We start from the raw sequence: 19,931 nt of genomic DNA on the forward strand, positions 1-19,931 counted from the left end.
GACATGCCTATATATAATATATGGACGCATATTGCTCAAGGTTTTGCTCCGGTACACACAGGCGGGACAGGCCGGTTAACTGCCGCTGTATGCGCCGGTTGCGATTCCGCATGGTTGAGGTATGATGAAACAACTCTTTGCATCGTCCGGCGGTATGACGCCGGGCGCATACCGGAGGCTGCATGAGCATTATGATTGAGCCGGCGGGCCTTGATCCGCAGTGGTACAGGGATGCCATCATATACGAATTGCACATCAAATCGTTTCATGATTCCGACGGCGACGGCATGGGCGATATGGCGGGGCTGATTGAAAAACTGGACTATCTGCAGGATCTCGGGGTCACGGCGCTGTGGCTGCTGCCCTTTTACCCCTCTCCGCTGCGTGATGACGGCTACGATATTGCCGACTACATGAGCATCAACCCCGACTACGGCAGCATGGCTGACTTCCGCAAGCTGCTGCGCGAGGCTCATTCCCGCGGGTTGCGCGTCATTACAGAACTGGTGCTCAACCACACCTCCGACCAGCATGCCTGGTTCCGGCGGGCGCGGCGGGCCCCTGCCGGTTCGGAAGAGCGCGATTTTTACGTGTGGAGCGATACCTCGGACAGGTACAAGGACGCCCGCATCATCTTCAAAGACTTCGAGCCTTCAAACTGGTCATGGGACCCTGTGGCACGGGCATATTACTGGCATCGTTTCTATCATCACCAGCCTGATCTCAATTATGAAAATCCGGCCGTGCACAAAGCCATGTTCCGGGTCATCGACTTCTGGCTGGACATGGGTGTGGACGGAGTGCGGCTGGATGCTGTGCCCTATCTGTACGAGGAAGAAGGCACAAACTGCGAAAATCTGCCGCGGACCCATGATTTTCTTAAAGCGTTGCGCAGCCACATAGACAGCAGATTTCAGGGCCGCATGCTGCTGGCCGAGGCGAACCAGTGGCCGGAAGACGCGGCCCGTTATTTCGGCGACGGTGATTCGTGTCATATGGCATTTCATTTTCCGCTTATGCCGCGCATGTTTATGGCCATTGAAATGGAAGACCGTCATCCGGTCATTGATATAATGGAGCAGACTCCGGAACTGCCGGACGGTTGCCAGTGGGCTATTTTTCTGCGTAACCACGACGAACTGACGCTGGAGATGGTGACGGACGAAGAGCGCGACTACATGTACCGCATGTATGCCCGTGATCCGCGTGCGCGGATAAATCTCGGCATCCGCCGCCGCCTTGCCCCGCTGCTGGGCAACGACCGCCGCAGGGTGGAGCTGCTTAACGTGCTGCTTTTCACCATGCCGGGGACACCGGTGCTTTATTATGGTGACGAGATAGGCATGGGGGACAACTACTATCTGGGCGACCGCGACGGTGTGCGTACCCCCATGCAATGGAGTGCGGACAGAAACGCCGGTTTTTCACGCTCCAATCCGCAGCGTCTTTTTCTGCCGGTGGTCATCGATCCGGAATACCACTACGAGGCTGTGAATGTGGAAACGCAGCAGTCCAACAAAAGTTCGCTGCTGTGGTGGATGAAGCGCATCATCGCCATGCGCAGAAGATATACGGCTTTCAGCCGGGGCGGCATTTCGTTTCTCCGGCCGGAAAACTCCCGTGTGCTTGCCTACATGCGCAGCTCTGGTGAAGAACATGTGCTGGTGGTGACTAACCTGTCGCGGCACGCACAGGCAGCTTCGCTGGATTTAAGCGGCTGGGAAGGCTACCGGCCGGTGGAAGTCTTCAGCAACACGCGCTTTCCCGCTGTCAGGCAACCGGCGTATACAATTACGCTCAATCCTTACGGCTACTATATTTTCCACATGCGCAGAGAGGAGGCGGCGGAAGCGCTTACCGGATTATTTTCGCCGCCTATGCTCATGCCGGTGTCCGGAGCGCGTTTTCTTGATGTGGAAGTACGCGAGGCGCTGCAGCGCAGAGTTCTGCCCGGCTATCTGACACGTCGCGGATTGCTGGGTACAAGCGCCGTGCAGCTGCGCGAGGCTGTCATTCTGGAAGCGGTGCCCGTGGGCGGCAAGGGTGCCCCCAGCTGGTTGCTGATTGTGGAAGCGCGGTATCAGGAGCGCCAGCCGGAATGGTTCGGCATGCTTGTATCGTTGCTGGCTGGTGAACCTGCCCGGCAGACGGTGCGTGAAGCGCCTGTGCATCTCATGTGCACTTTTGGTGAAGACGCGCCGGAAGCCGTACTTGTGGAATCCTTTGATGCCAGCTGCCGTTGCGGCGCGTTGCTGCAGCTTGTCTCGCGCACGCAGACAGTGAAGGGCAGGCACGGCGAGCTGGCAGTGGCCCCCGCCGGCGGTACCCGCGGCAGAGTGCGGGCGGCCTGCGCCGAAGATGCTCCTGCCCTGTGGAAGCCCCATATCCACGCCACCAGCGTTGTCTGCGGTGAAAGTGTGCTTTTCAAGGTGTACCGCCGCATGGACGAAGGTGTGAATCCGGATGTGGAACTGCTGCGCTTTCTTACCGAAGAGGCGGGGTATCCTCATGTGCCCGCGTATATGGGCGTTGTGGAGTACAGACGGTCGCGCACATCGTCCATGGCTGTGGCCATGCTGCATGAATATGTGCAGGCGCAGGGCGATGCACAGGAAATGTGCCGCGATATGGTACGCAGGTTCTTTGACAGGGTGCTGGCCGCACGGGGCGAGATGGACATCCGTCCCCGGCTGTATGCCCGTTCTCCCGTGGAAGCCGCCGGAAGACCTTTGCCGCAGGAATACCGTGAACTTATGGGCGATATGGATTTTGCCGGCATGCAGCTGCTGGGCAGGCGTGTGGGCGAACTGCACCGCGCGCTGGCGTTCAGCTCTGAAGACTCTGCTTTTGCTCCGGAGCCGTTTTCCACCCTGTATCAACGGTCTGTGTATCAGGGTATGCAAAGCCGGGTAAAGCAGGTCCTGACCCGTCTGGAACGTTCGCTTGTTTTGCTGCCGGAATCGGCCAGAGACGATGCTGCGCGGGTGCTGGAACTGCGCGAAGAAGCTTTGCGGCGCATGCGCGGTTTTCTTACGCGCAAACTTGATTGTCTGAAAATCAGGGTGCATGGCAACCTGCATCTGGGCAATGTGCTGCGCAGCGGCAGAGAGTATGTGATCGTGAACTTTGAGGGCAGGCCGGACAAGTCTCTTTCCGAACGGAGGCTGAAGCGTTCACCCCTGCGCGATGTGGCAGATCTGGTACGGTCGGTGCATTACACCGTGCTCACGGTGCTGATGCATGAATCGGTTCTCCGGCCCGAAGACCGCGCGTTTCTTGAACCCTGGGCCGATTTGTGGCGCATAGAAGCCTCAGGGGCTTTCATGACCACATATCTTGAAGCCGTGGGCGGCAGCAGGCTGGTGCCCGAAAATGAACAAGGCGTTCAGGTGCTGCTGGAAGCGTTTTTGCTGGAAAAAGCGTTTATGGAGCTTGATGCAGAACTGAAAGCGCCTTCAGGCATGGTGGGACTGCCGCTGGCTGCCATTATCACCCTGCTGGGAGCAGATGGCTGAAAAGCGCAAGGTATGATGCTTGCATGATAAATCAGTGCGGAAAAGGCTGCCGCGGCGTCTGTGACCGGACGCCGCGGACAGCCGTCTGCATAGCTGTCAGCCGAAAATTTCCTGTTTGGTTACAGCTTCAGCCTTGATGCGGTCCAGCAGTTCGGCAAACACTGCTTTGACGTTTTCGCGTATGTCGCCGGCCACTACCAGATACAGCACGTCGTCACCGGGCTTCAGTTCGCCTTCGATGGCATGGGCAAGTATGCGGAAAATACCGGGACGCTGCTCCATTTCCGCGCGGATTTCTTCCATGCGGGCATAGTCGGGAGTAATACGTATGGCGGTCACATTGCTGTGGTCTTTGCGCGACCAGCCGCGTACAATGCCGTTGTGCACCATAATCATGCCGACGTTATCGGCAAAACCGGGTTCTTTTTTCAGGTCGGCGATGGCTTTGTTGATATCCATTTTTCATGCTCCTTCGATTTCCGGATAGTACTGTATTATGCCGCAATTAGCTTCACTTATCGGGCATCTGCCAGAGTTTAAGGAAAGCCGCATGGTTTCCAACGGGCTGGGACTGTGGCTTTCGTGGCGTGGCGACCTGAACCCCGCCGTGGTGCAGACCCTGCAGGATTACGGCGGAATGCATCTTGCCTCCGAGCGCGATCAGGCTCTGTGGTTCTTTTTTTCCGCCGACGCCTTTCTGGCGCTTGCCCGCCTTGCCATATGGGCCAAGTTCAACACATTGGCCGTATTTTGTCAGGTTATTCCCGCCAAGCTGCTTTTTGGATACAAGCGCGAGCTTTCGGTTGCAATAGATCAGACGCTGCGTGCGCAGAATGCCATAGCACCGCAGGAATTTGAAATATGGGTGCATTCGCGTGCCAAGGATATGGGCACGGGAACGCCGGGACTGCGGTTTGAGAGCGTGCGTACCCAGACAGGGCTGGCAGCCGCGGAATGGTTTACCATGACGGCAGACCCCCGCCTGCCCTATCAGTCTTCACTGGGCTGGAATGTGGTGCTGAAGCCGTTGGGCAATCCGGTGGAAAAAGCTTTTCAGGCCGGTTGGCGCGAATATTTCACCCATCTGGAACAGCTGCTTTCGCGTCTGAAGTGCAAGTTTATCATCCACGATTTTTTTGTGATGTTTCCGGTGGACAACCTGAGGCAGCTGCGCACGTGGTGCAAGGAACTGCTGCAGCTGGTGGCCCGCCTGAAAGAGGAAGACCCCGAAGCATACTGGCCTTGTGTGGTTGCTGTTGCAGACCGCAAGGGGCTGAATATAAACGAAGATCTTCCTAAGAAAATGCGGCTTGACTGGGACCAGCTGGTTCCTGATTTTCCGCATATGAGCTTCCGCAACGCCTATCTGCTGGGAGAAGGCTTTGTGGTGCATGACGTGCGGTTCAGCATTGATCACAGCAGCATGGACGACTGGTGCAACGTCAGTCTTTCGGCAGACGGCGATGCAGGCGCCGGTCTGCTGCCGGTGGAGGTTTCCAACCGGCTGGTCACTGGTAACAGCCCGCATTGTTTTTACTGCGGGTTGCGAAACCACGTGCTTACCGAATGCCCGTCGCGCCAGCTGACAACGCTGGACAGGGGGATATGGCGCGAAGTGGCGCTTCTGGATTTTGAAACCATGAACAAGGGTTTCAAAAGCATCGATTCCATGCTTGCCGAAGGCGGTCTGGAAGCACTTTCGGGGGCGCTGCGGCAGGATGGCATTCCCGGCATTCTCACCCGTGCCATATTCAGCATCAACAGCGCCATGCAGCTGCGCATGATGCGCGTCATGTGGCTGACCCGCGGCAAAGATTATCCGGCCGGTCTGGATGAACTGGCTCCCAAGGATGAAAGTCCTGTGTGGTCGTTGCTTGAGATGTTTATTTCCGGCGACCATATAGCGGTGGACAAAGAGCTTGGTCAGCAGGCCGTCAAGGCTCCGCGGGATTTCAGGGTGCGCACCCTGAACGGCTTTGTGGCGCTGGAGCGCGGAGACCACGCACGGGCTCTCAGTTTGTGGAGGGAGGCGGAAGGACTGTCACCCTCGCCTTTGCTGCAGGCGTATCATCAGTTTTTGCAGGGGCGCCTGATGGAGTCGCAGGGCAGATACCAGAATGCCAACACTCTGTACCGGCAGCTGGTGCGGCTGACGCCGGGCTGGACCGACGCCGCCTACCGGCAGGGGGTGTGTCAGGTAAAAATGGGCTTTGCCGAGCAGGCTGTGGGGTTTCTGAATTCGCTCATCGAGCGCGATCCGCATTTTTTCAATCGCGTGCTGCTGGATCCGGAACTGGAGCGTGGACATATCCAGTTGCTTTCGGCTCTCAACGGACCGTGGCTGGAGGCGGAAAGCAGGGCAGGCGACGAGTCCGCCGCCTTGCAGCGCCTGCGCACTGAAATTTATGAATGGTTTCCCGAAGAACACGATTTTGCCAAGGCGGCTCTGGAACGTGCTGAAAAGCTGGGAGCATTGGGCGAGGTGAATAACTATGTGTCCTTCATCACGCTGTCACGCGGTCGCGAACGTCTGGAACGTGATCTGCACGCCAGAGTGAATCTGGAAACGAAGGAACTGAAAGCCCGTTTCCGCCGGAACATGGACCGGCTGGCCTATATCCGCGACGAGGCCGCATGGTTTCCGTTTCCGCGTGTTCTGGTAGATTTTAACAAAGATTACAACCTTTGTGCCGCTAATCTTAACTGGGCGTTGCAGACACAGTTCGGCGTGGCCGAGACGTTTAAAAAGGCGCAGAAAGTCGGAGAAACGGAAGAAGAGCGGCTTAAGGGGCTGGAAGGCAAACTGCGCTTTCTGCGTATTGTCCGCGATTCCACTCTGTTCATGCTCATCCTTGGCAAAACATTTTTCTGGCTGGAGCTGGTGGGGCTGCTGCTGGTTCTGGTGGGGCTGCCTCTTTCTGTCTACTACGGCGAAAGGGCCGGGGCGGAATGGGCTACCGGTCTGCTTGTTAAGGAAAAATGGCAGATACAGAAAGGGCTTATTCTTATACTGAGCACTGCCGCTCTGGGCTTTGCCGCGCTGCGTACAACTCTTGTTTTTGATAAAAAACGTAACAAGTTACTTGAACAAGGCAAGAAAAGCAGCAGCGGTGCGAAAAAAAGAAACGCTGACACGGCGCCGCAAAAACAAGTGAACCCCCTCCGCAGATGTCTGCGGAGGGGGTTTTTGGCGTGCGCTGCAGCAGATGCCGGTGCCGGGGGGACGCCTTGTGCCGGATGGATGGAGTGTAGCAGTGCGGAGTGCCTTTGGGAGCACCGGCCGGCTGTCTGGCGCGCGTTGTCAGTGAGAGACGGTTTTAGAAAAAACGTTGATGACCACGATGCCTGATATGAGCAGTCCCAGTCCTATGATGGCAGGCGTGTCGAGACGCTGCCGGAATATGAGCCAGTTGACCGCGGCAATGAGTACGATGCCGAAGCCGCTCCAGAGAGCATAGGCAATGCCTATGGGCACGGCACGGGTGACAATGGTCAGCAGATAGAACGCCGTGGCGTACAGCACTGCCACCAGTAGCGTGGGCCACGGGCGGGTGAATTCTCTTGTGTGCGGCAGCACAGACGTGGCGATGACCTCAACCACGATGGCCAGAGCCAGTGCCGCGTATGATGTTACTGTAGGATTCATGCTTCCTGTTTCCTGTCTATGAGCGCCAGCAGCTGTTTCTGCAGTCTGGCTGTTTCACCGGCTGAACGCTTTTTGCCCAGCATCAGGTCTTCCAGCCAGATGCCGTCTGCCGCGTAGCGGGCAAAGGCCAGCGCGGCATGGTTGTCTGTCTGGCGGTGTCTGTTCAGCCGCTGTTGCAGCCAGCCTGTCCACAGCGACCGCAGCTGCGGGTCGGCCACCAGCGCCACGGAAAGTGAAACCCACGGGCTGCTTTTTTCTGCCGGCGTGAGTATGGCCTGTACATACGCGCGGGTGAATGCACCGTACCCTTGCGGTTCCTGCGCCATATATTCGTCCACAAGGGCATCAATGGAGCGCAGGAGTTCCGCGCATACTTCATCCATCAGGGCCTGCTTGCTGGGAAAGTGATGAAAAAAGCCGCCCTTGGTCACTCCGGCTCCATCTGCCACAGCTTGTACTGTAAGTCCTGAAAATCCCTTGGAAACAACAATGGCGGCAGCGCAGTCCAGCAGTGCGCGCCGGACTTTTTCTGGCTCTTTTTTTTTGCGGTGAGCTATTGCCATGGCAAAACATACCATCTGGTATGTTTTTTGTCAATAACGGCAGCGCGCAAATCATGCCGCCGTAAGGCTGTCATGTTGCGCAAGTGCAGTACACAACAACCGCGGGAGACGCGGTACAATACCGGAGGCAGGCACGGGTGCCGGAGACGGAAAGACCCGTTGCAGATGCCGTGCGCAACAGGGGGGAAAAGTGCGGTCTTTTGCGGACAGTGGTTGATTTTGAGGGGCATAAAAAAGGGCGGCCCGAAGGCCGCCTGATAATTGGTGCGGGGGGATTATTCGCAGGCAGAGTGCGAAGGAAGCGAGGCCATCTTGCAGCTGTCTTTACCGGGGCCGGAGGCCAGAGTTGCGGGGGGCAGGGTGGCCATTTTGCAGGAATCTTTGCCGGGACCGGAAGTAAGAGTTCTGTTTTCCATGGTGTTCTCCGATAATAGTTAAGGTTCTTTGCAGACCCGCAGGGGGGATTCCCGGACCGCAACGGTCCGGTGCGCCCAACATACTCCATGCACGGAAATGTGTGTATGCGTATGTGTTATTTTTTATTCCACAGGCTATTGCCGCGGTAAAGCAAAATATGCTGCAGAGCTGTGCAAAACTGAGCGGCAGGAGCTGCGGCGTTCAGGCAGGGGCTGCGGCGCTCAGGCAGGAGCTGCGGCGCTCAGGCAGACGCGGACAATACGGCACTTTCCAGAGCCTGCAGGCGTTGGCGGGCCCGTTGCAGGGCAGGGTCTATGGCAAGCGCATCGCGGTAGCACTGCAGAGCGGCGGCTGTATTACCGGTCTTTTCATGGCACAGCCCCAGATTCACATGATCCACGGCGGACTCCCTGTCCAGAGTCTGCAGCAGGTGCCGGAAATCGTGCGCTGCAGCTTCGTATTGCTGCAACCGGTAGCGGGCCACTCCGCGCAGGTTGATGTATTCTTTCATCTGCGGGCATAGTGACACGGCGCGGTCGAGCAGGGGCAAAGCCTCTGCCCATGCATCGGCCAGCGTAAGACTGTAGCCGTGATAAAAGGCCGCCATGGCCTGCGAATCCTTTTCCGGCTGCACGGGCTGAGCCTGCGCAAAGCAGGAAGCGGCTTGGCGGTACTGCTGCTGCCGCAGAGCGATGATTCCCTGATAAAAAGGCAGGCAGGGCAGGTCTCCGTATACTTTGCGTATCTGCTCCAGCCCGTCTGCGGCGGCTTCCGGCGGGTACTGCTCGCTCAGAATACGGCCTATGAACAGGCCCGGAGAGGCGTTTTTGTCACGCTCGCGGAACCGGAAGCCCGGAACAATGGTGTATACTGCCGGAATGTCCAGCTCCGGAGCGGTTGTGTCTATGCAATATGCATGGAAGCCGTCCATGCCGAGCTTTGCGGTCAGGTGTGTCAGCTCGGCAAATATGTCGTTGTCGCCGATGTGGGGAAGGTCGGAAAAGGCCACCTGCGGACCTGTTTTCAGCCAGCCGGTTTCTGCCTCACTGGTGTACTTGGGCAGGCCGGAGGCTTCATAGCATGAACCGGTTTCAAAATCGCCTGCCAGCTGGGCCACCTCTGTCAGTGCGCGGATGGCGGCCTTGGCCGGAGTGGCTGCGGTACCGGCCGTGAACACTATTTCCGAGCGTGTGCCGAGCGTTGAGGGATCGTACGCCAGAGCGGCCACGGTGGGCACCGGCAGTCCCATGCTGAAGTCTTTGAGCAGCACCTCGATGCCGTTGGCTGTGAATTTGTCCAGCAGGCCGAGCAAAACGGCATCATCCGTGCTCTGCGGCATGATTGTGGGCTGTGGTTGCCTGTCGCGTGCGGCAATGCAGCACACATGCCGCTCGACAAGTTCGCAAAGCCCCTGAAGAACCGCTTCTTCGTAGGTATTGCCCGCAGAAGAGCCGTTGAACTCATTCAGAGTGCGGAACCAGTCCAGCGGCAGGGCGATACGCTGCCCTGAGCTGATTTGCGTAGCCGGACAGAACTGCCAGCGGACAAGGTCGAGCAGCGGGCGTACGGCTGCTGCGTCCGAGGTGTCGCCAACCGAAAGGAGCAGTTGCTCCACAGGCATAATCTGCCCCTGGAAATGCTCCTCTGCCTCTGACCAGGTGCCGGAAAACACCGTCTCTGTCTGCTGCATAAAACGGAAATAACTGTAGCGTTCCACCAGTTCCATCAGAGCCGAGGCTTCGGCCTGTGACGCCGAGGCTCCTTTACCCATCTGTTTACGCGTGGGCATTACAGTGCGTGCATCATGCCCGCACACGCTTAAAAAAACAGGAATACCCAGCCTGCCGGTGTCTACACGTCTCGTTTCAGCCAGAAGATCAAGCTTCAGGCTTTGCAGTCTGCCGCGGGCCATTCTGACGGTTTCTGCCGCGGGAACGGCTTTATCCAGATCCTGAGAGCAGCCCTTGGGGCATGAGGAGAGTTGTATCATGGCGGTGCACCCTGAATGTAGCAGGCAGCTGCGGCAGGCGGACTGTCCGGGTCCGGCAGCTGAACTGCCGCTGGTTTACGGCGTGATGCATTTTCATGCCCGTAGACGGAAGGCATAGGTTTTTTCTGCCGCGTCACGGGAGTATCGGCAGGTATTATGAACATGTCGTAAATATAAAGGCAAGGCTGTATCTGCGGCGGTGTACCCGATGCCGCCTTATATTCGCAGCGTGCCCGCTGCGCGGAGTATGCCGGAAGCTGCAGCGGCGGATGCCGCGCAAAGACATGCGGGACTGCGCAGGGCGAAAGGGCGGCGGTCTTGTAAAAGCTGTGAAGATGGCTTTTTACCGGAGGTAAGGACAGATGTCGGGATGGTGCCGTATTACGTGCAGTGAAAGGCCGCAACATGCGCGATGTCCGTCTGCAAAGGCGAATCCGTTCTGACTTGTCAGGTGCGGGCAGCCGGTACCGGCCACTGGCACGCGGGCATAAAAAAAGACCGGTACGGATACCGGCCTTGAAAATGGAGCGGGAAACGGGATTTGAACCCGCGACTTCAACCTTGGCAAGGTTGCACTCTACCACTGAGTTATTCCCGCAAAGGAAATATATATGCTGTGACCCTGCGGTCTCATTTGATCATGGAGCGGGAAACGGGACTCGAACCCGCGACCTTCAGCTTGGGAAGCTGACACTCTACCAACTGAGTTATTCCCGCACGGCCTCTTCCGCGCTGCGGAAGCAGGAAATAAACCTGCGGTGTTTTCACACCGCAGGCGGGTATACTCTTGGAGCGGGAAACGGGATTTGAACCCGCGACTTCAACCTTGGCAAGGTTGCACTCTACCACTGAGTTATTCCCGCGAGAGTTTGGAGGCGGCATCCAGATTTGAACTGGAGAATGGAGGTTTTGCAGACCTCTGCCTTACCGCTTGGCTATGCCGCCTCAGAAAAATCAAAGAACAGTTTGGAGCGGGAAACGGGATTTGAACCCGCGACTTCAACCTTGGCAAGGTTGCACTCTACCACTGAGTTATTCCCGCTCTTAGTGGAGCTGTTCGCCCCAACGAGGAGAGCCTTATAAGCAAAAGCCCGCAGGGTGGTCAAGCGGAAAAGTAGAAAAAAAGTGTAAAGAGTGTTTTTTTAGATTTTTTCTAGAGATTACGGTAAATTCTTTATGTTTATAGCGGGCTGCCAGTGGTAGCAGGCGGAAAAAAAAGCACATGCACTACTGTTGTCCGCGCCTCTGTCGTGTTAAAAGGGCGGGTGCAAGCTGATTACGCCTGCATGGCAGCACATGCGGGGCCGAGAAATATTGTGAATGGCTCTTTACTTTTCCGACCCCCATGATTTATGGCAGTGAGCTTGTAATGATCACAGGCAGGTTATTCGGGACTGTACGCCTGTGGTTTATCTTCCCCGTCGTGCCGAGGAGGGCTACATGAATCAGAAAGATATTGAATACTTCCGTGATCTTTTGAACTCCATGCTGGAAGAAGCGCAGGAGAAAGGTGACGCGACACTGGAAGATCTGACTGATAATAACGAGGTGTGCGCGGACCCTGCTGACAGGGCAACCATGGAATCCGACCGCGCATTTACGCTGCGCATCCGTGACCGTGAACGCCGTCTGATCAAAAAAATCCGGCAGGCGCTGGATCGTATTGAAGACGGCTCGTTCGGCGTGTGCGAAGACTGCGGTGAACAGATTGGTGTTCCCCGCCTGAAAGCCCGCCCCGTGACCAAGCTGTGCATTAACTGCAAAAGCAAGCAGGAAGAGGACGAAAGCCTGCGGGGCGACTAGGTCCGGCTTTCTGCAGAAGGGCGCATTATGGATGCCCATTTTCTGCGCCGTCTGGTGCTGGAACTGACACCGCTGCTGGCTGGCGCAAGGGTGGAGAAAATTTTTCACCCCGCTGATGCCACCGATACCCTTGTCTTGTTTGCGGCCGGAACAAAGCTCAATCTTGTGCTGCGTTCCGGCCGCTCCTGTCCTTTATTGTTTCCTTCATCGCTCAGGCCGGATAACCCGCCTTCTCCGCCTGCGGCCACTATGCGCCTGCGCAAGTATCTGAAAAACAAAAAAATAACCAATGTTGTTTCTGACTGGATCAACAGGCGTTTTGCACTGGAGTTTGCCGGCTGCAGCTGCCGCTGGCTTATTGCCGACCTGCATTATGGCCTGAGCCTGTCCGAGTCATTGCCTGCAGGCTTCGGCGACGATGTGCACTGGCCCGCACCGCCGCACTGGCCGGAGCTGCTGCGTCAGGTGGCGCAGGGAGTCAGGCCCGCGGGGGTGCCGCTGCTTACTCCGGCTCTGCGCCGTACTCTTGTGCATATGGACCCTGCCGACGCCCACGCGCTGATGCTTGATCTGGAAAATCCCGCAGGCGGGGATACTTTTGTCTACTACGATGCGCGGCACACTGCCGTGGCGGTCAGCGCGTGGCCTCTTGCCCCGCAGGAATGCAGCGGCTGGACAGAGGCTGTGGCGGCATCGGCCATGGAGGGCGCGCGCCTTGCGGGGGAAGCTGTGCTGTACACCGACATGGCCCGCCGCAGCCGTGCCCATGCCGACAAGGAAACCGGCGCTGCGGTAAAGCGTGTGCAGCGTGCCCTTGCCCGTCTGCAGCAGGAAGAAGAGCGGATGAGGGGGTATGTGGCGCAACAGCAGGATGCCGTGTTGTTGCAGCGGTGTCTGTACCGGTTTGCTTCTGACGAGCGGCGGGCTGATGTGCGTGTGGAAGGGCGAGACGGCGCACCGGTAAAAATTGCGCTGGCTCCGCTGCTTACCGTGCGCGAAAACATGGAGGCCATGTTCCGCCGTGCGGCCAAGGGTAAACGCGGGCTTGAAAATCTGGCGCAGCGCAGAGCCGTGCTTGAGAATGATCTTGTACGGGTGCGTCAGGGGGAGCGCCCCGAAGGCATCCGTGAGGCCCCCGTGCAGCGCCATGGCGGCAAGGTTCGCACCGGGCGTCCTGCCGCCGCAAAGAGCGCCGGTCCGGTGCTGCGTTTTCGCAGCAGCGACGGTTTTCTGATGCTGCGGGGCCGCAATGCTGCGGGAAATGATGCCGTGGTCAAAGGCGGGTCTGCGTTTGATCTGTGGTTTCATGCGCAGGACGGACCCGGAGCGCATGTGGTGGTGCGGCTGGATCATCCCGGCCAGCATGTGCCGGAGCAGACCATGATCGAGGCCGCTTCGCTGGCTGCTGCGCGCAGCTGGCAGCGCGACGACGCGGCCGTGAGGATAATGTGCGCCCTGCTGCGCGACGTGCGTAAGGTCAAAGGGGCTGCGGCCGGTGCCGTAAGGGTTGATGCTGTGCTGCGCAGCCTTGTGGTTGCTCCTGATTCGTCTCTTGAAGAGTCGCTGCGTATCTGACGAAGAGCCGCTGCGTATCCGGTCCTCATTATACTGTCTTTTTTCTGCCTGCCTGTTATAGTAATACCTCATCTGGCCACTGTGCCGCCGGAGACACGGCTGTTCAGGCATGCCGGTGTTCCGCTGATATTCTGTTTTTCCGGAGAGGGTCATGTTGCTGAAGCATTTGCGCAGCCTGCTTTCAAAGTCGCAGGGGGCTGTGGTGCAGGATGACGGCGTCATCACCACGGTTTCGGGGGTACCCGTATGGGTGGCGCGGCAGCCTGTTTTTACGGCTCAGGGCGGCATATGGGGGTATGAACTGCTTTCGCGGGTGTGTCCCGAAAATGTCTGCAGACCGGCGGAGGATGCGTATGTGGCCACATCGTCCGTGGTGTTCGACGGCGTAGAGATGGTGGCACCGGCACTTGCCGCCGGAGAACGTCTGCTGATCAACTACAGTGGCGAAATGCTGGTGGACGGTGTGCCTGCCATGCTGCCTCCCGATATATGCGTGGTTGAAGTGCTGGAAGACGTGCAGCCGACGCAGGAGGTGCTGGCCGCACTGCTGCGGTTGCGGCAGGCCGGGTACATGGTGGCGCTGGATGACTATATAGGGCAGGAGGCTGCAGAAACGCTTATGCCTCTTGCCGATATCGTCAAGGTTGACGTGCTGGGGCGTGAGCGTGAAGCCATTGCCCGCGATGTCGCCCGAATCAGACCGTACGGATGCACTCTGCTGGCAGAAAAAGTGGAAGACCGGCAGATGTTTGATCTGTGTGCGGAGTTGGGCTTTGACCTGTTTCAGGGTTTTTTTTTCAGCAGACCGCAGCTGGTGGCGGGAAAAAAGCTGACATCCTCGGAAACGGTCAAGACCCGGCTTCTGGCCCGTATGGCTTCCGGCGAATACGATATGGCCGAACTGGGAGACATCATCAGGATTGACGCCGCTCTCAGCACACGGCTTCTGCGCTATCTCAATTCTGCATTTTTCGCTCTGCCTTCGCCGGTGGTTTCCGTTTCGCAGGCTGCGGGGCTGCTCGGGCAGGAAAAGCTGCGCCGGTGGCTCTGCGTTGCCATACTGTCAGATATGGAGTCTTCGCCGCTGTCGCGTCATGTGGCTGTTCAGGCCGCGCAGCGCGGAAAATTTCTTGAGCTGGTCTGCGGTACAGGCTGCGGACGCCCCGCATCGGAAATGTTTATGCTCGGATTGCTCTCCATGCTTGACGGATTGCTGGCTGTCTCCATGGAGTCCGTCATTGCGGGCATGCCTCTGGATGAGCAGCTGACAGACGCCCTTTTGGGGCGGCCGGGCCCGCTGCTGCCGTGGCTGCGGTTTGCCGCGGCATACGAGAAAGGTGACTGGCAGCAGGCTGCGGAGCTGGCGCGCAGGCTTGGGGTAAGTGGCGAAGAGGTGAGCCGCTGTTACAGCGAGGCCATAAGCTGGGCTGCAGTCATGTTTGCCTGACGCTGACAGCAGATGTGAAAAAAGCCCGTCGCACATGTGTGCGGCGGGCTTTTGGCATATATGTACGAAAAAAGGCCTACAGGCTGTTGCCGACCTTGCGCAGCAGACGCACGAGCTGGTTGGTGAAACCTGCTTCGTTGTCGTACCAGATAATCAGCTTGGCCATGTTGCCTTCCATGACAGATGTGCACGGCCCGTCAACAACTCCGCCGAATGTGCTGCCCATGTAGTCGCAGGATACCAGCGGCTCTTCGGTATAGCCCATATTGCCTTTCAGCGTGGTGGCTGCGGCTTCGTGCAGAGCGGCGTTGATTTCTTCCGCCGTGGCGGACTTGCCCAGCTCGCAGGTGAGGTCCACCAGCGATACGTTGGGCGTGGGCACGCGGATGGCCATGCCGTTGAGCTTGCCCGCCAGTTCGGGAATGACCAGCCCCACTGCCTTGGCTGCGCCTGTGGATGTGGGAATCATGGACATGGCGGCGGCTCTGCCGCGGCGGGGGTCTTTGTGCGTGCCGTCCAGCAGCCGCTGGCTCATGGTGTATGAGTGCACGGTGGTCATCAGGCCGTGGCGCACGCCGAACGTGTCGTTAAGCACTTTGACCACGGGGGCCAGACAGTTGGTGGTGCAGGATGCGTTGGAAATGACATCGTGCTGCGCGGGATCGTACAGATGATCGTTGACCCCCATTACCACGGTCAGGTCGGCATCGGCGCAGGGAGCGCTGATAACCGTCTTTTTTGCGCCCCGTTCCATATGCAGGGCAAGTCCGGCCCTGTCTTTTACCGTCCCCGTGCTTTCCACGGCGATATCAACGCCGTAGTCAGCCCATTTCCATTCATTGTGCCCGTAACGGGTTACGGCAATCTGCTTGCCGTTCACGGTAAAGCCGTCGCTGTTGGCTTTTACCTCTGCGGGGTAGGTGCCGTGGCACGAATCGTATTTGAAAAGCCGTGCCAGCGATTCGTTGTCGGCGCGGGCGTTGACCACTGCAGTATTCAGTTCGGGATCATTTGCCAGAAGGCGCACAAGATAGCGGCCGATGCGGCCGAACCCGTTGATGCCAAGCGTAACAGCCATGCTAGCGTTCCTTTATGCCTTGTTGGAGCAACCCAGTACGTTGCGGATTTTATGTTGAACCATGTTTTTCACAGCTTCGCGGGCGGGCTTGAGATAGGCCCGCGGGTCAAAGTCTGCGGGATTTTCTGCAAAGTGTTTGCGGATGCACGCTGTCATGGCCAGACGGATATCGGTATCAATGTTGATTTTGCATACGCCGTAAGAGGCGGATTTGCGCAGCAGGTCTTCGGGTACGCCCTGAGCACCGCCTATTTCGCCGCCGTACTGGTTGGCCATGGCCACAAACTCCTGCGGTACCGATGAGGCTCCGTGCAGCACCAGCGGGAATCCGGGCAGCTTGTCAGTGATGGTGGACAGCCGGTCAAAATCCAGAGTGGCTTTGCCCGTGAATTTGTAGGCGCCGTGGCTGGTGCCTATGGCGATGGCAAGCGAATCGCATCCGGTGCGCTCCACAAATTCCACGGCCTGATCAGGGTCGGTGTAAACGGAATGTTCGGCGGATACGTCTTCTTCCACTCCGGCCAGCTGTCCCAGTTCAGCTTCTACCCATACGCCTTTGTCGTGGGCATATTCCACCACGCGTCTGGTAACGGCTATGTTTTCTTCATAGGGCAGGTGGGAGCCGTCGATCATGACAGAGGTAAAGCCGCCGTCAATGCAGTCTTTGCAGATATCGAAACCGGAACCGTGGTCCAGATGCAGCACCACGGGCAGGTCGGATTCGGAAAGTGCGGCCTCGATGAGTTTGACGATGTACGTCTGGCCGGCGTACTTGCGCGCCCCGGCGGAAACCTGCAGGATGAGCGGAGCCTTTTCTTCGGCGCCCGCCTGCATGATACCCTGAATGATTTCCATGTTGTTCACGTTGAAGGCGCCTATGGCATAGCCTTCTTTGTAGGCGCGGGCGAACATTTCTTTTGGGCCTGTTAGCGGCATGGTGTCCTCCTCGGCGAAACCGGCGCTGTGCTGCGCCGGTCGCAAATGACGGTTATGACAAGGAGCGGCAAGGCTCCGGTACTTGTCAGCCAGGCATTGAGGATGGCGCGGCCGACACTCCACGAATCTGCCTCTATCCCTTTCACACTAGTGAGGGATACACCATCCTGTCAATGAAAGCGCGGGCACTTTAAACGACAAGCCGCAGAAAATCAAAGGTCTTCAGACCCCTGCCGCTGCCTGTCCATATTCTGCTGCAGCCGGGCCAGTGTTTCCCTGTCGGTGAAGTCGAAACGCAGGGGGGTCAGCGTGGCGTATCCGCGGGTCAGCATGTCTCTGTCGGTGCCTTCGGCCACTGTTTCCGGAGGTATGATACCGTTTAACCACCAGTAGGAATTGCCCCGCGGGTCGGTTCGGTGATCGTACCAGTCTTTCCAGACAGCTCTTGTCTGCGGACACAGGGTAAGCCCTTTGCATTGCTGCATGGGGACATCGGGCAGGTTCAGGTTAAGCACGCAGCGCGGCGGCAGCGATTGCCACGGCATGGATTCCATTATTTCGACAGCGAAGCGGGCATGGGCTGCGATGTCGTCCGGTTTGAAGTTGTCGTACGAGACTGCCAGCGAAGGATAGCCCATGTGCGCCGCCTCGGTGGCGGCCGATACCGTGCCGGAATAGAGAATGTCCGGTCCCACGTTGGCACCTGCGTTTATGCCGGAAACGACAATGTCGGGTTTTTTGTCCAGCAGTGCGTTCAGCCCCAGTTTAACGCAGTCCGTGGGGGTGCCGTATACTCCCATGCCCTGAAAGCCGTTTTCTGCAAATATTTTTACCCTCAGCGGCAGGGCTATGGTCACGGCGTGTCCCACGGCCGACTGTTCGGTGACCGGGGCCACCACCTGCACGGTGTGTCCGGCTTCTTTCAGTGCCTTGTACATGGCGCGCAGTCCGGGCGCCTGAATGCCGTCGTCGTTGGTAAGTGCAATGAACATGTATTCTCCCTACGGGGTGGTATGATGACTGTCCGCTTTGCGGTGCGCACAACGCCGGAGTGCCCCGCCGGCGGATGGCTTCCGGTTGTTGCGCCGGGCGGAAAGCGGAAAAGAAAAGTTCTTTCTGCTTGCGGGGGCTTGCGTTATGGTCTGCCTTCCGAAGCTGTTTTTGCCGCAGGGCGGCACGGCTGGCAAGCCGGACTGAAAATTGATAATGGTCCGTGAATCGATAACGCAACCCCGCTCATCAGGAGACAGCCGCGTCGGACGGCTGACGTTTTGCATACGATGTACATGGAAAAAAGACAATTCATCAAAGATATTGCTGTTAATGGCGACGTGAACGGGCTGTTCCTCATTGCTTCCGCCAACCAGATGCAGGCAAAGAACGGCCCTTTCTGGCGTCTTGAAATCTGCGACGCTTCCGGCACGCTTAATGCCAAAATATGGAGCCCGCTCAGTGCCTCGTTTGAAACCCTTACCCCCGGCGATGTGGTGCATCTGGAAGGCCGGGCAGGGCTTTTCCGCGACAGGATAGACATCAGCGTGGACCGCATGCGCGTGCTTGCCCCCTACGAACTGGAAGCCCTTGATATGGGGCAGTTTCTGGTTTCCAGCGAGCGTGACCCCGCCGAGATGCTGACCGAACTGCTGGAGCTGTGCCGGGAGGTGTTCACCCACCGGCCGTGGCGCAAGTTTGTCACCGGCGTGCTGCGCAACGAAGAACTTGCAGAGGCGCTCAAGGCGGCACCTGCAGCCAAAAGCGTGCACCACGCCTACAGAGGCGGTCTGCTTGAGCATATCCTTTCTGTTTCGGGGCTGTGCATGCGCATTGCCGACCACTATCCCGAAATTGACAGGCAGGTACTGCTGGCAGGCGCGATTTTTCATGATATAGGCAAGGCGTGGGAACTGTCCGGCGGGCTGGTCAACGACTACACAGACGAAGGCCGCCTGCTGGGGCATATCCATATAGGCCTTGAACAGCTGGAGCCGTTTTTGCGCAGGTCCGGTCTTGAGCACGAACTTGCCGTGCATTTCAAGCATCTGATTCTCAGCCACCACGGCGAATATGAGTTCGGCTCGCCGCGCCGACCCAAAACGCGCGAGGCAATGGTGCTTCATTACGCCGACAATCTGGATGCCAAAATGGCCCAGCTGAACAGTCTGTTCAAAGGATTTGAGGACGGTGAGACCGGCTGGACGCCGTTTCAGCCCACATTGCAGCGCTTTTTGTACAACCCTGTGCGCACTCCGGAAACGGAAACCGTCAGACGGAAGCGTCCTGAAACTCCACGGGAAGAACAATGTTCATTACTTTCGAAGGCATAGAAGGTTCAGGCAAAAGTACGGCTCTTGCCCGCCTGAAGGACTGGCTGCAGGAGCACGGCCACGGTGCGACGCTGACCCGCGAGCCGGGAGGCAGCCGTCTGGGTGGTATTCTGCGTTCCATTCTGCTGGATATAGGCAATGACGATCTGACAGGGGAAACCGAGCTTTTTCTGTATCTTGCCGACAGGTCGCAGCATGTGCATCAGGTCATCCGGCCGGCGCTGGCAGAAGGTGTTGCTGTGATAAGCGACAGATACGCCGATTCCACCGTGGTCTATCAGGGCTACGGCAGAGGGCTGGACCCTGCTTTGCTGCACCGGCTCAACGACGTGGCCGTGCGCGGGCTGTGGCCTGATTTGACGCTGCTGTTTGATCTGGAGCCGGAAATCGGTCTCAAGCGGGCCACCACCCGCAACCTGCGGGAAGGCACAGGCGCAACGGAAGGCCGTTTCGAGGCGGAGAGTCTGGCCTTTCACACCAGAGTGCGCGAAGGATATCTGACGTGGGCGGCTCTGAATAAGGAACGATTCAGAATCATTGATGCGGCCGCTTCGCCCGATGAGGTTTTTGAACAGGTCCGCAGCGCCGTGGCCGATGTGTTTACCATCGGCTGAACTGCTTACCGCCACAGGGAGAG

The 19,931-nt window shown here is 57.9% G+C and carries 15 protein-coding genes and 5 tRNA genes; 7 read left to right on the top strand and 13 right to left on the bottom strand.

What is annotated here, in order from left to right:
- Positions 1–182 precede the first annotated feature (182 nt).
- Complete coding sequence (gene treS / locus ACZ5D1_RS06560; RefSeq protein ID WP_464556304.1) at positions 183–3,515, top strand: maltose alpha-D-glucosyltransferase; 3,333 nt, start codon at positions 183–185, stop codon at positions 3,513–3,515.
- A 96-nt stretch (positions 3,516–3,611) separates the two neighbouring features.
- Here treS and ACZ5D1_RS06565 read toward each other — a convergent pair whose 3' ends face one another.
- The gene (locus tag ACZ5D1_RS06565) at positions 3,612–3,974 is read right to left on the bottom strand and encodes a molybdenum cofactor biosynthesis protein MoaE (RefSeq protein ID WP_011368226.1); all 363 of its coding nucleotides are present in this window, start codon (positions 3,972–3,974) and stop codon (positions 3,612–3,614) included.
- A gap of 37 nt (positions 3,975–4,011) precedes the next feature.
- Between ACZ5D1_RS06565 and ACZ5D1_RS06570 the strand changes: the two genes are divergently transcribed.
- Positions 4,012–6,864, top strand: coding sequence for a tetratricopeptide repeat protein (locus ACZ5D1_RS06570; protein ID WP_464556306.1), 2,853 nt, complete (start codon positions 4,012–4,014; stop codon positions 6,862–6,864).
- Here ACZ5D1_RS06570 and ACZ5D1_RS06575 read toward each other — a convergent pair.
- The 9 genes from ACZ5D1_RS06575 to ACZ5D1_RS06615 all read right to left on the bottom strand — a co-directional run bounded on the left by ACZ5D1_RS06575 (position 6,817) and on the right by ACZ5D1_RS06615 (position 11,173).
- On the bottom strand, positions 6,817–7,161 hold the full coding sequence (locus ACZ5D1_RS06575) for an SMR family transporter (protein ID WP_011368224.1): 345 nt from the start codon (positions 7,159–7,161) through the stop codon (positions 6,817–6,819). The two genes, ACZ5D1_RS06570 and ACZ5D1_RS06575, sit on opposite strands and share 48 nt — an antisense overlap.
- Complete coding sequence (locus tag ACZ5D1_RS06580; RefSeq protein WP_464556308.1) at positions 7,158–7,724, bottom strand: TetR/AcrR family transcriptional regulator; 567 nt, start codon at positions 7,722–7,724, stop codon at positions 7,158–7,160. The genes ACZ5D1_RS06575 and ACZ5D1_RS06580 overlap by 4 nt, the downstream gene beginning before the upstream one ends.
- A gap of 275 nt (positions 7,725–7,999) precedes the next feature.
- Complete coding sequence (locus tag ACZ5D1_RS06585; RefSeq protein ID WP_011368222.1) at positions 8,000–8,140, bottom strand: hypothetical protein; 141 nt, start codon at positions 8,138–8,140, stop codon at positions 8,000–8,002.
- 242 nt (positions 8,141–8,382) lie between these two features.
- A complete protein-coding gene (locus tag ACZ5D1_RS06590; RefSeq protein WP_464556310.1) occupies positions 8,383–10,131 on the bottom strand; it encodes a YcaO-like family protein in 1,749 nt (582 codons plus the stop codon).
- Positions 10,132–10,654: 523 nt separating this feature from the next.
- Positions 10,655–10,729: transfer RNA gene (locus tag ACZ5D1_RS06595), tRNA-Gly, on the bottom strand.
- A gap of 43 nt (positions 10,730–10,772) precedes the next feature.
- Positions 10,773–10,848: transfer RNA gene (locus ACZ5D1_RS06600), tRNA-Gly, on the bottom strand.
- A gap of 71 nt (positions 10,849–10,919) precedes the next feature.
- Positions 10,920–10,994, bottom strand: a tRNA-Gly gene (locus ACZ5D1_RS06605).
- 7 nt (positions 10,995–11,001) lie between these two features.
- A tRNA-Cys gene (locus ACZ5D1_RS06610) sits at positions 11,002–11,076 on the bottom strand.
- A gap of 22 nt (positions 11,077–11,098) precedes the next feature.
- Positions 11,099–11,173 (bottom strand) — tRNA-Gly (locus tag ACZ5D1_RS06615).
- Positions 11,174–11,571: 398 nt separating this feature from the next.
- Here ACZ5D1_RS06615 and dksA point away from each other — a divergent pair.
- The 3 genes from dksA to ACZ5D1_RS06630 all read left to right on the top strand — a co-directional run bounded on the left by dksA (position 11,572) and on the right by ACZ5D1_RS06630 (position 14,956).
- Positions 11,572–11,934, top strand: coding sequence for an RNA polymerase-binding protein DksA (gene dksA, locus ACZ5D1_RS06620; RefSeq protein WP_027181214.1), 363 nt, complete (start codon positions 11,572–11,574; stop codon positions 11,932–11,934).
- Between the two features lie 27 nt (positions 11,935–11,961).
- The gene (locus ACZ5D1_RS06625; protein WP_464556313.1) at positions 11,962–13,509 is read left to right on the top strand and encodes an NFACT RNA binding domain-containing protein; all 1,548 of its coding nucleotides are present in this window, start codon (positions 11,962–11,964) and stop codon (positions 13,507–13,509) included.
- Positions 13,510–13,660: 151 nt separating this feature from the next.
- Positions 13,661–14,956, top strand: coding sequence for an EAL and HDOD domain-containing protein (locus ACZ5D1_RS06630; protein ID WP_464556315.1), 1,296 nt, complete (start codon positions 13,661–13,663; stop codon positions 14,954–14,956).
- A gap of 76 nt (positions 14,957–15,032) precedes the next feature.
- Here ACZ5D1_RS06630 and gap read toward each other — a convergent pair whose 3' ends face one another.
- From gap to surE, 3 genes are all read right to left on the bottom strand, one after another.
- Positions 15,033–16,034 carry a type I glyceraldehyde-3-phosphate dehydrogenase gene (gene gap, locus ACZ5D1_RS06635; protein WP_464556317.1) on the bottom strand — a complete coding sequence of 334 codons (1,002 nt, stop codon included), beginning with the start codon at positions 16,032–16,034 and terminating at the stop codon, positions 15,033–15,035.
- 12 nt (positions 16,035–16,046) lie between these two features.
- The gene (fba, locus tag ACZ5D1_RS06640; RefSeq protein ID WP_011368215.1) at positions 16,047–16,970 is read right to left on the bottom strand and encodes a class II fructose-1,6-bisphosphate aldolase; all 924 of its coding nucleotides are present in this window, start codon (positions 16,968–16,970) and stop codon (positions 16,047–16,049) included.
- 212 nt (positions 16,971–17,182) lie between these two features.
- Complete coding sequence (gene surE, locus ACZ5D1_RS06645) at positions 17,183–17,962, bottom strand: 5'/3'-nucleotidase SurE (RefSeq protein WP_011368214.1); 780 nt, start codon at positions 17,960–17,962, stop codon at positions 17,183–17,185.
- A 294-nt stretch (positions 17,963–18,256) separates the two neighbouring features.
- Here surE and ACZ5D1_RS06650 point away from each other — a divergent pair, with 294 nt between their 5' ends.
- Both ACZ5D1_RS06650 and tmk read left to right on the top strand, forming a co-directional pair.
- Entirely contained in the window at positions 18,257–19,294 is a 1,038-nt protein-coding gene (locus ACZ5D1_RS06650; RefSeq protein WP_027181209.1) for a 3'-5' exoribonuclease YhaM family protein, read from the top strand.
- The gene (tmk, locus tag ACZ5D1_RS06655) at positions 19,270–19,908 is read left to right on the top strand and encodes a dTMP kinase (protein WP_011368212.1); all 639 of its coding nucleotides are present in this window, start codon (positions 19,270–19,272) and stop codon (positions 19,906–19,908) included. Before ACZ5D1_RS06650 ends, tmk begins: the two co-directional genes overlap by 25 nt.
- Positions 19,909–19,931: the final 23 nt, after the last annotated feature.

Source organism: Oleidesulfovibrio vietnamensis, from assembly GCF_055388115.1.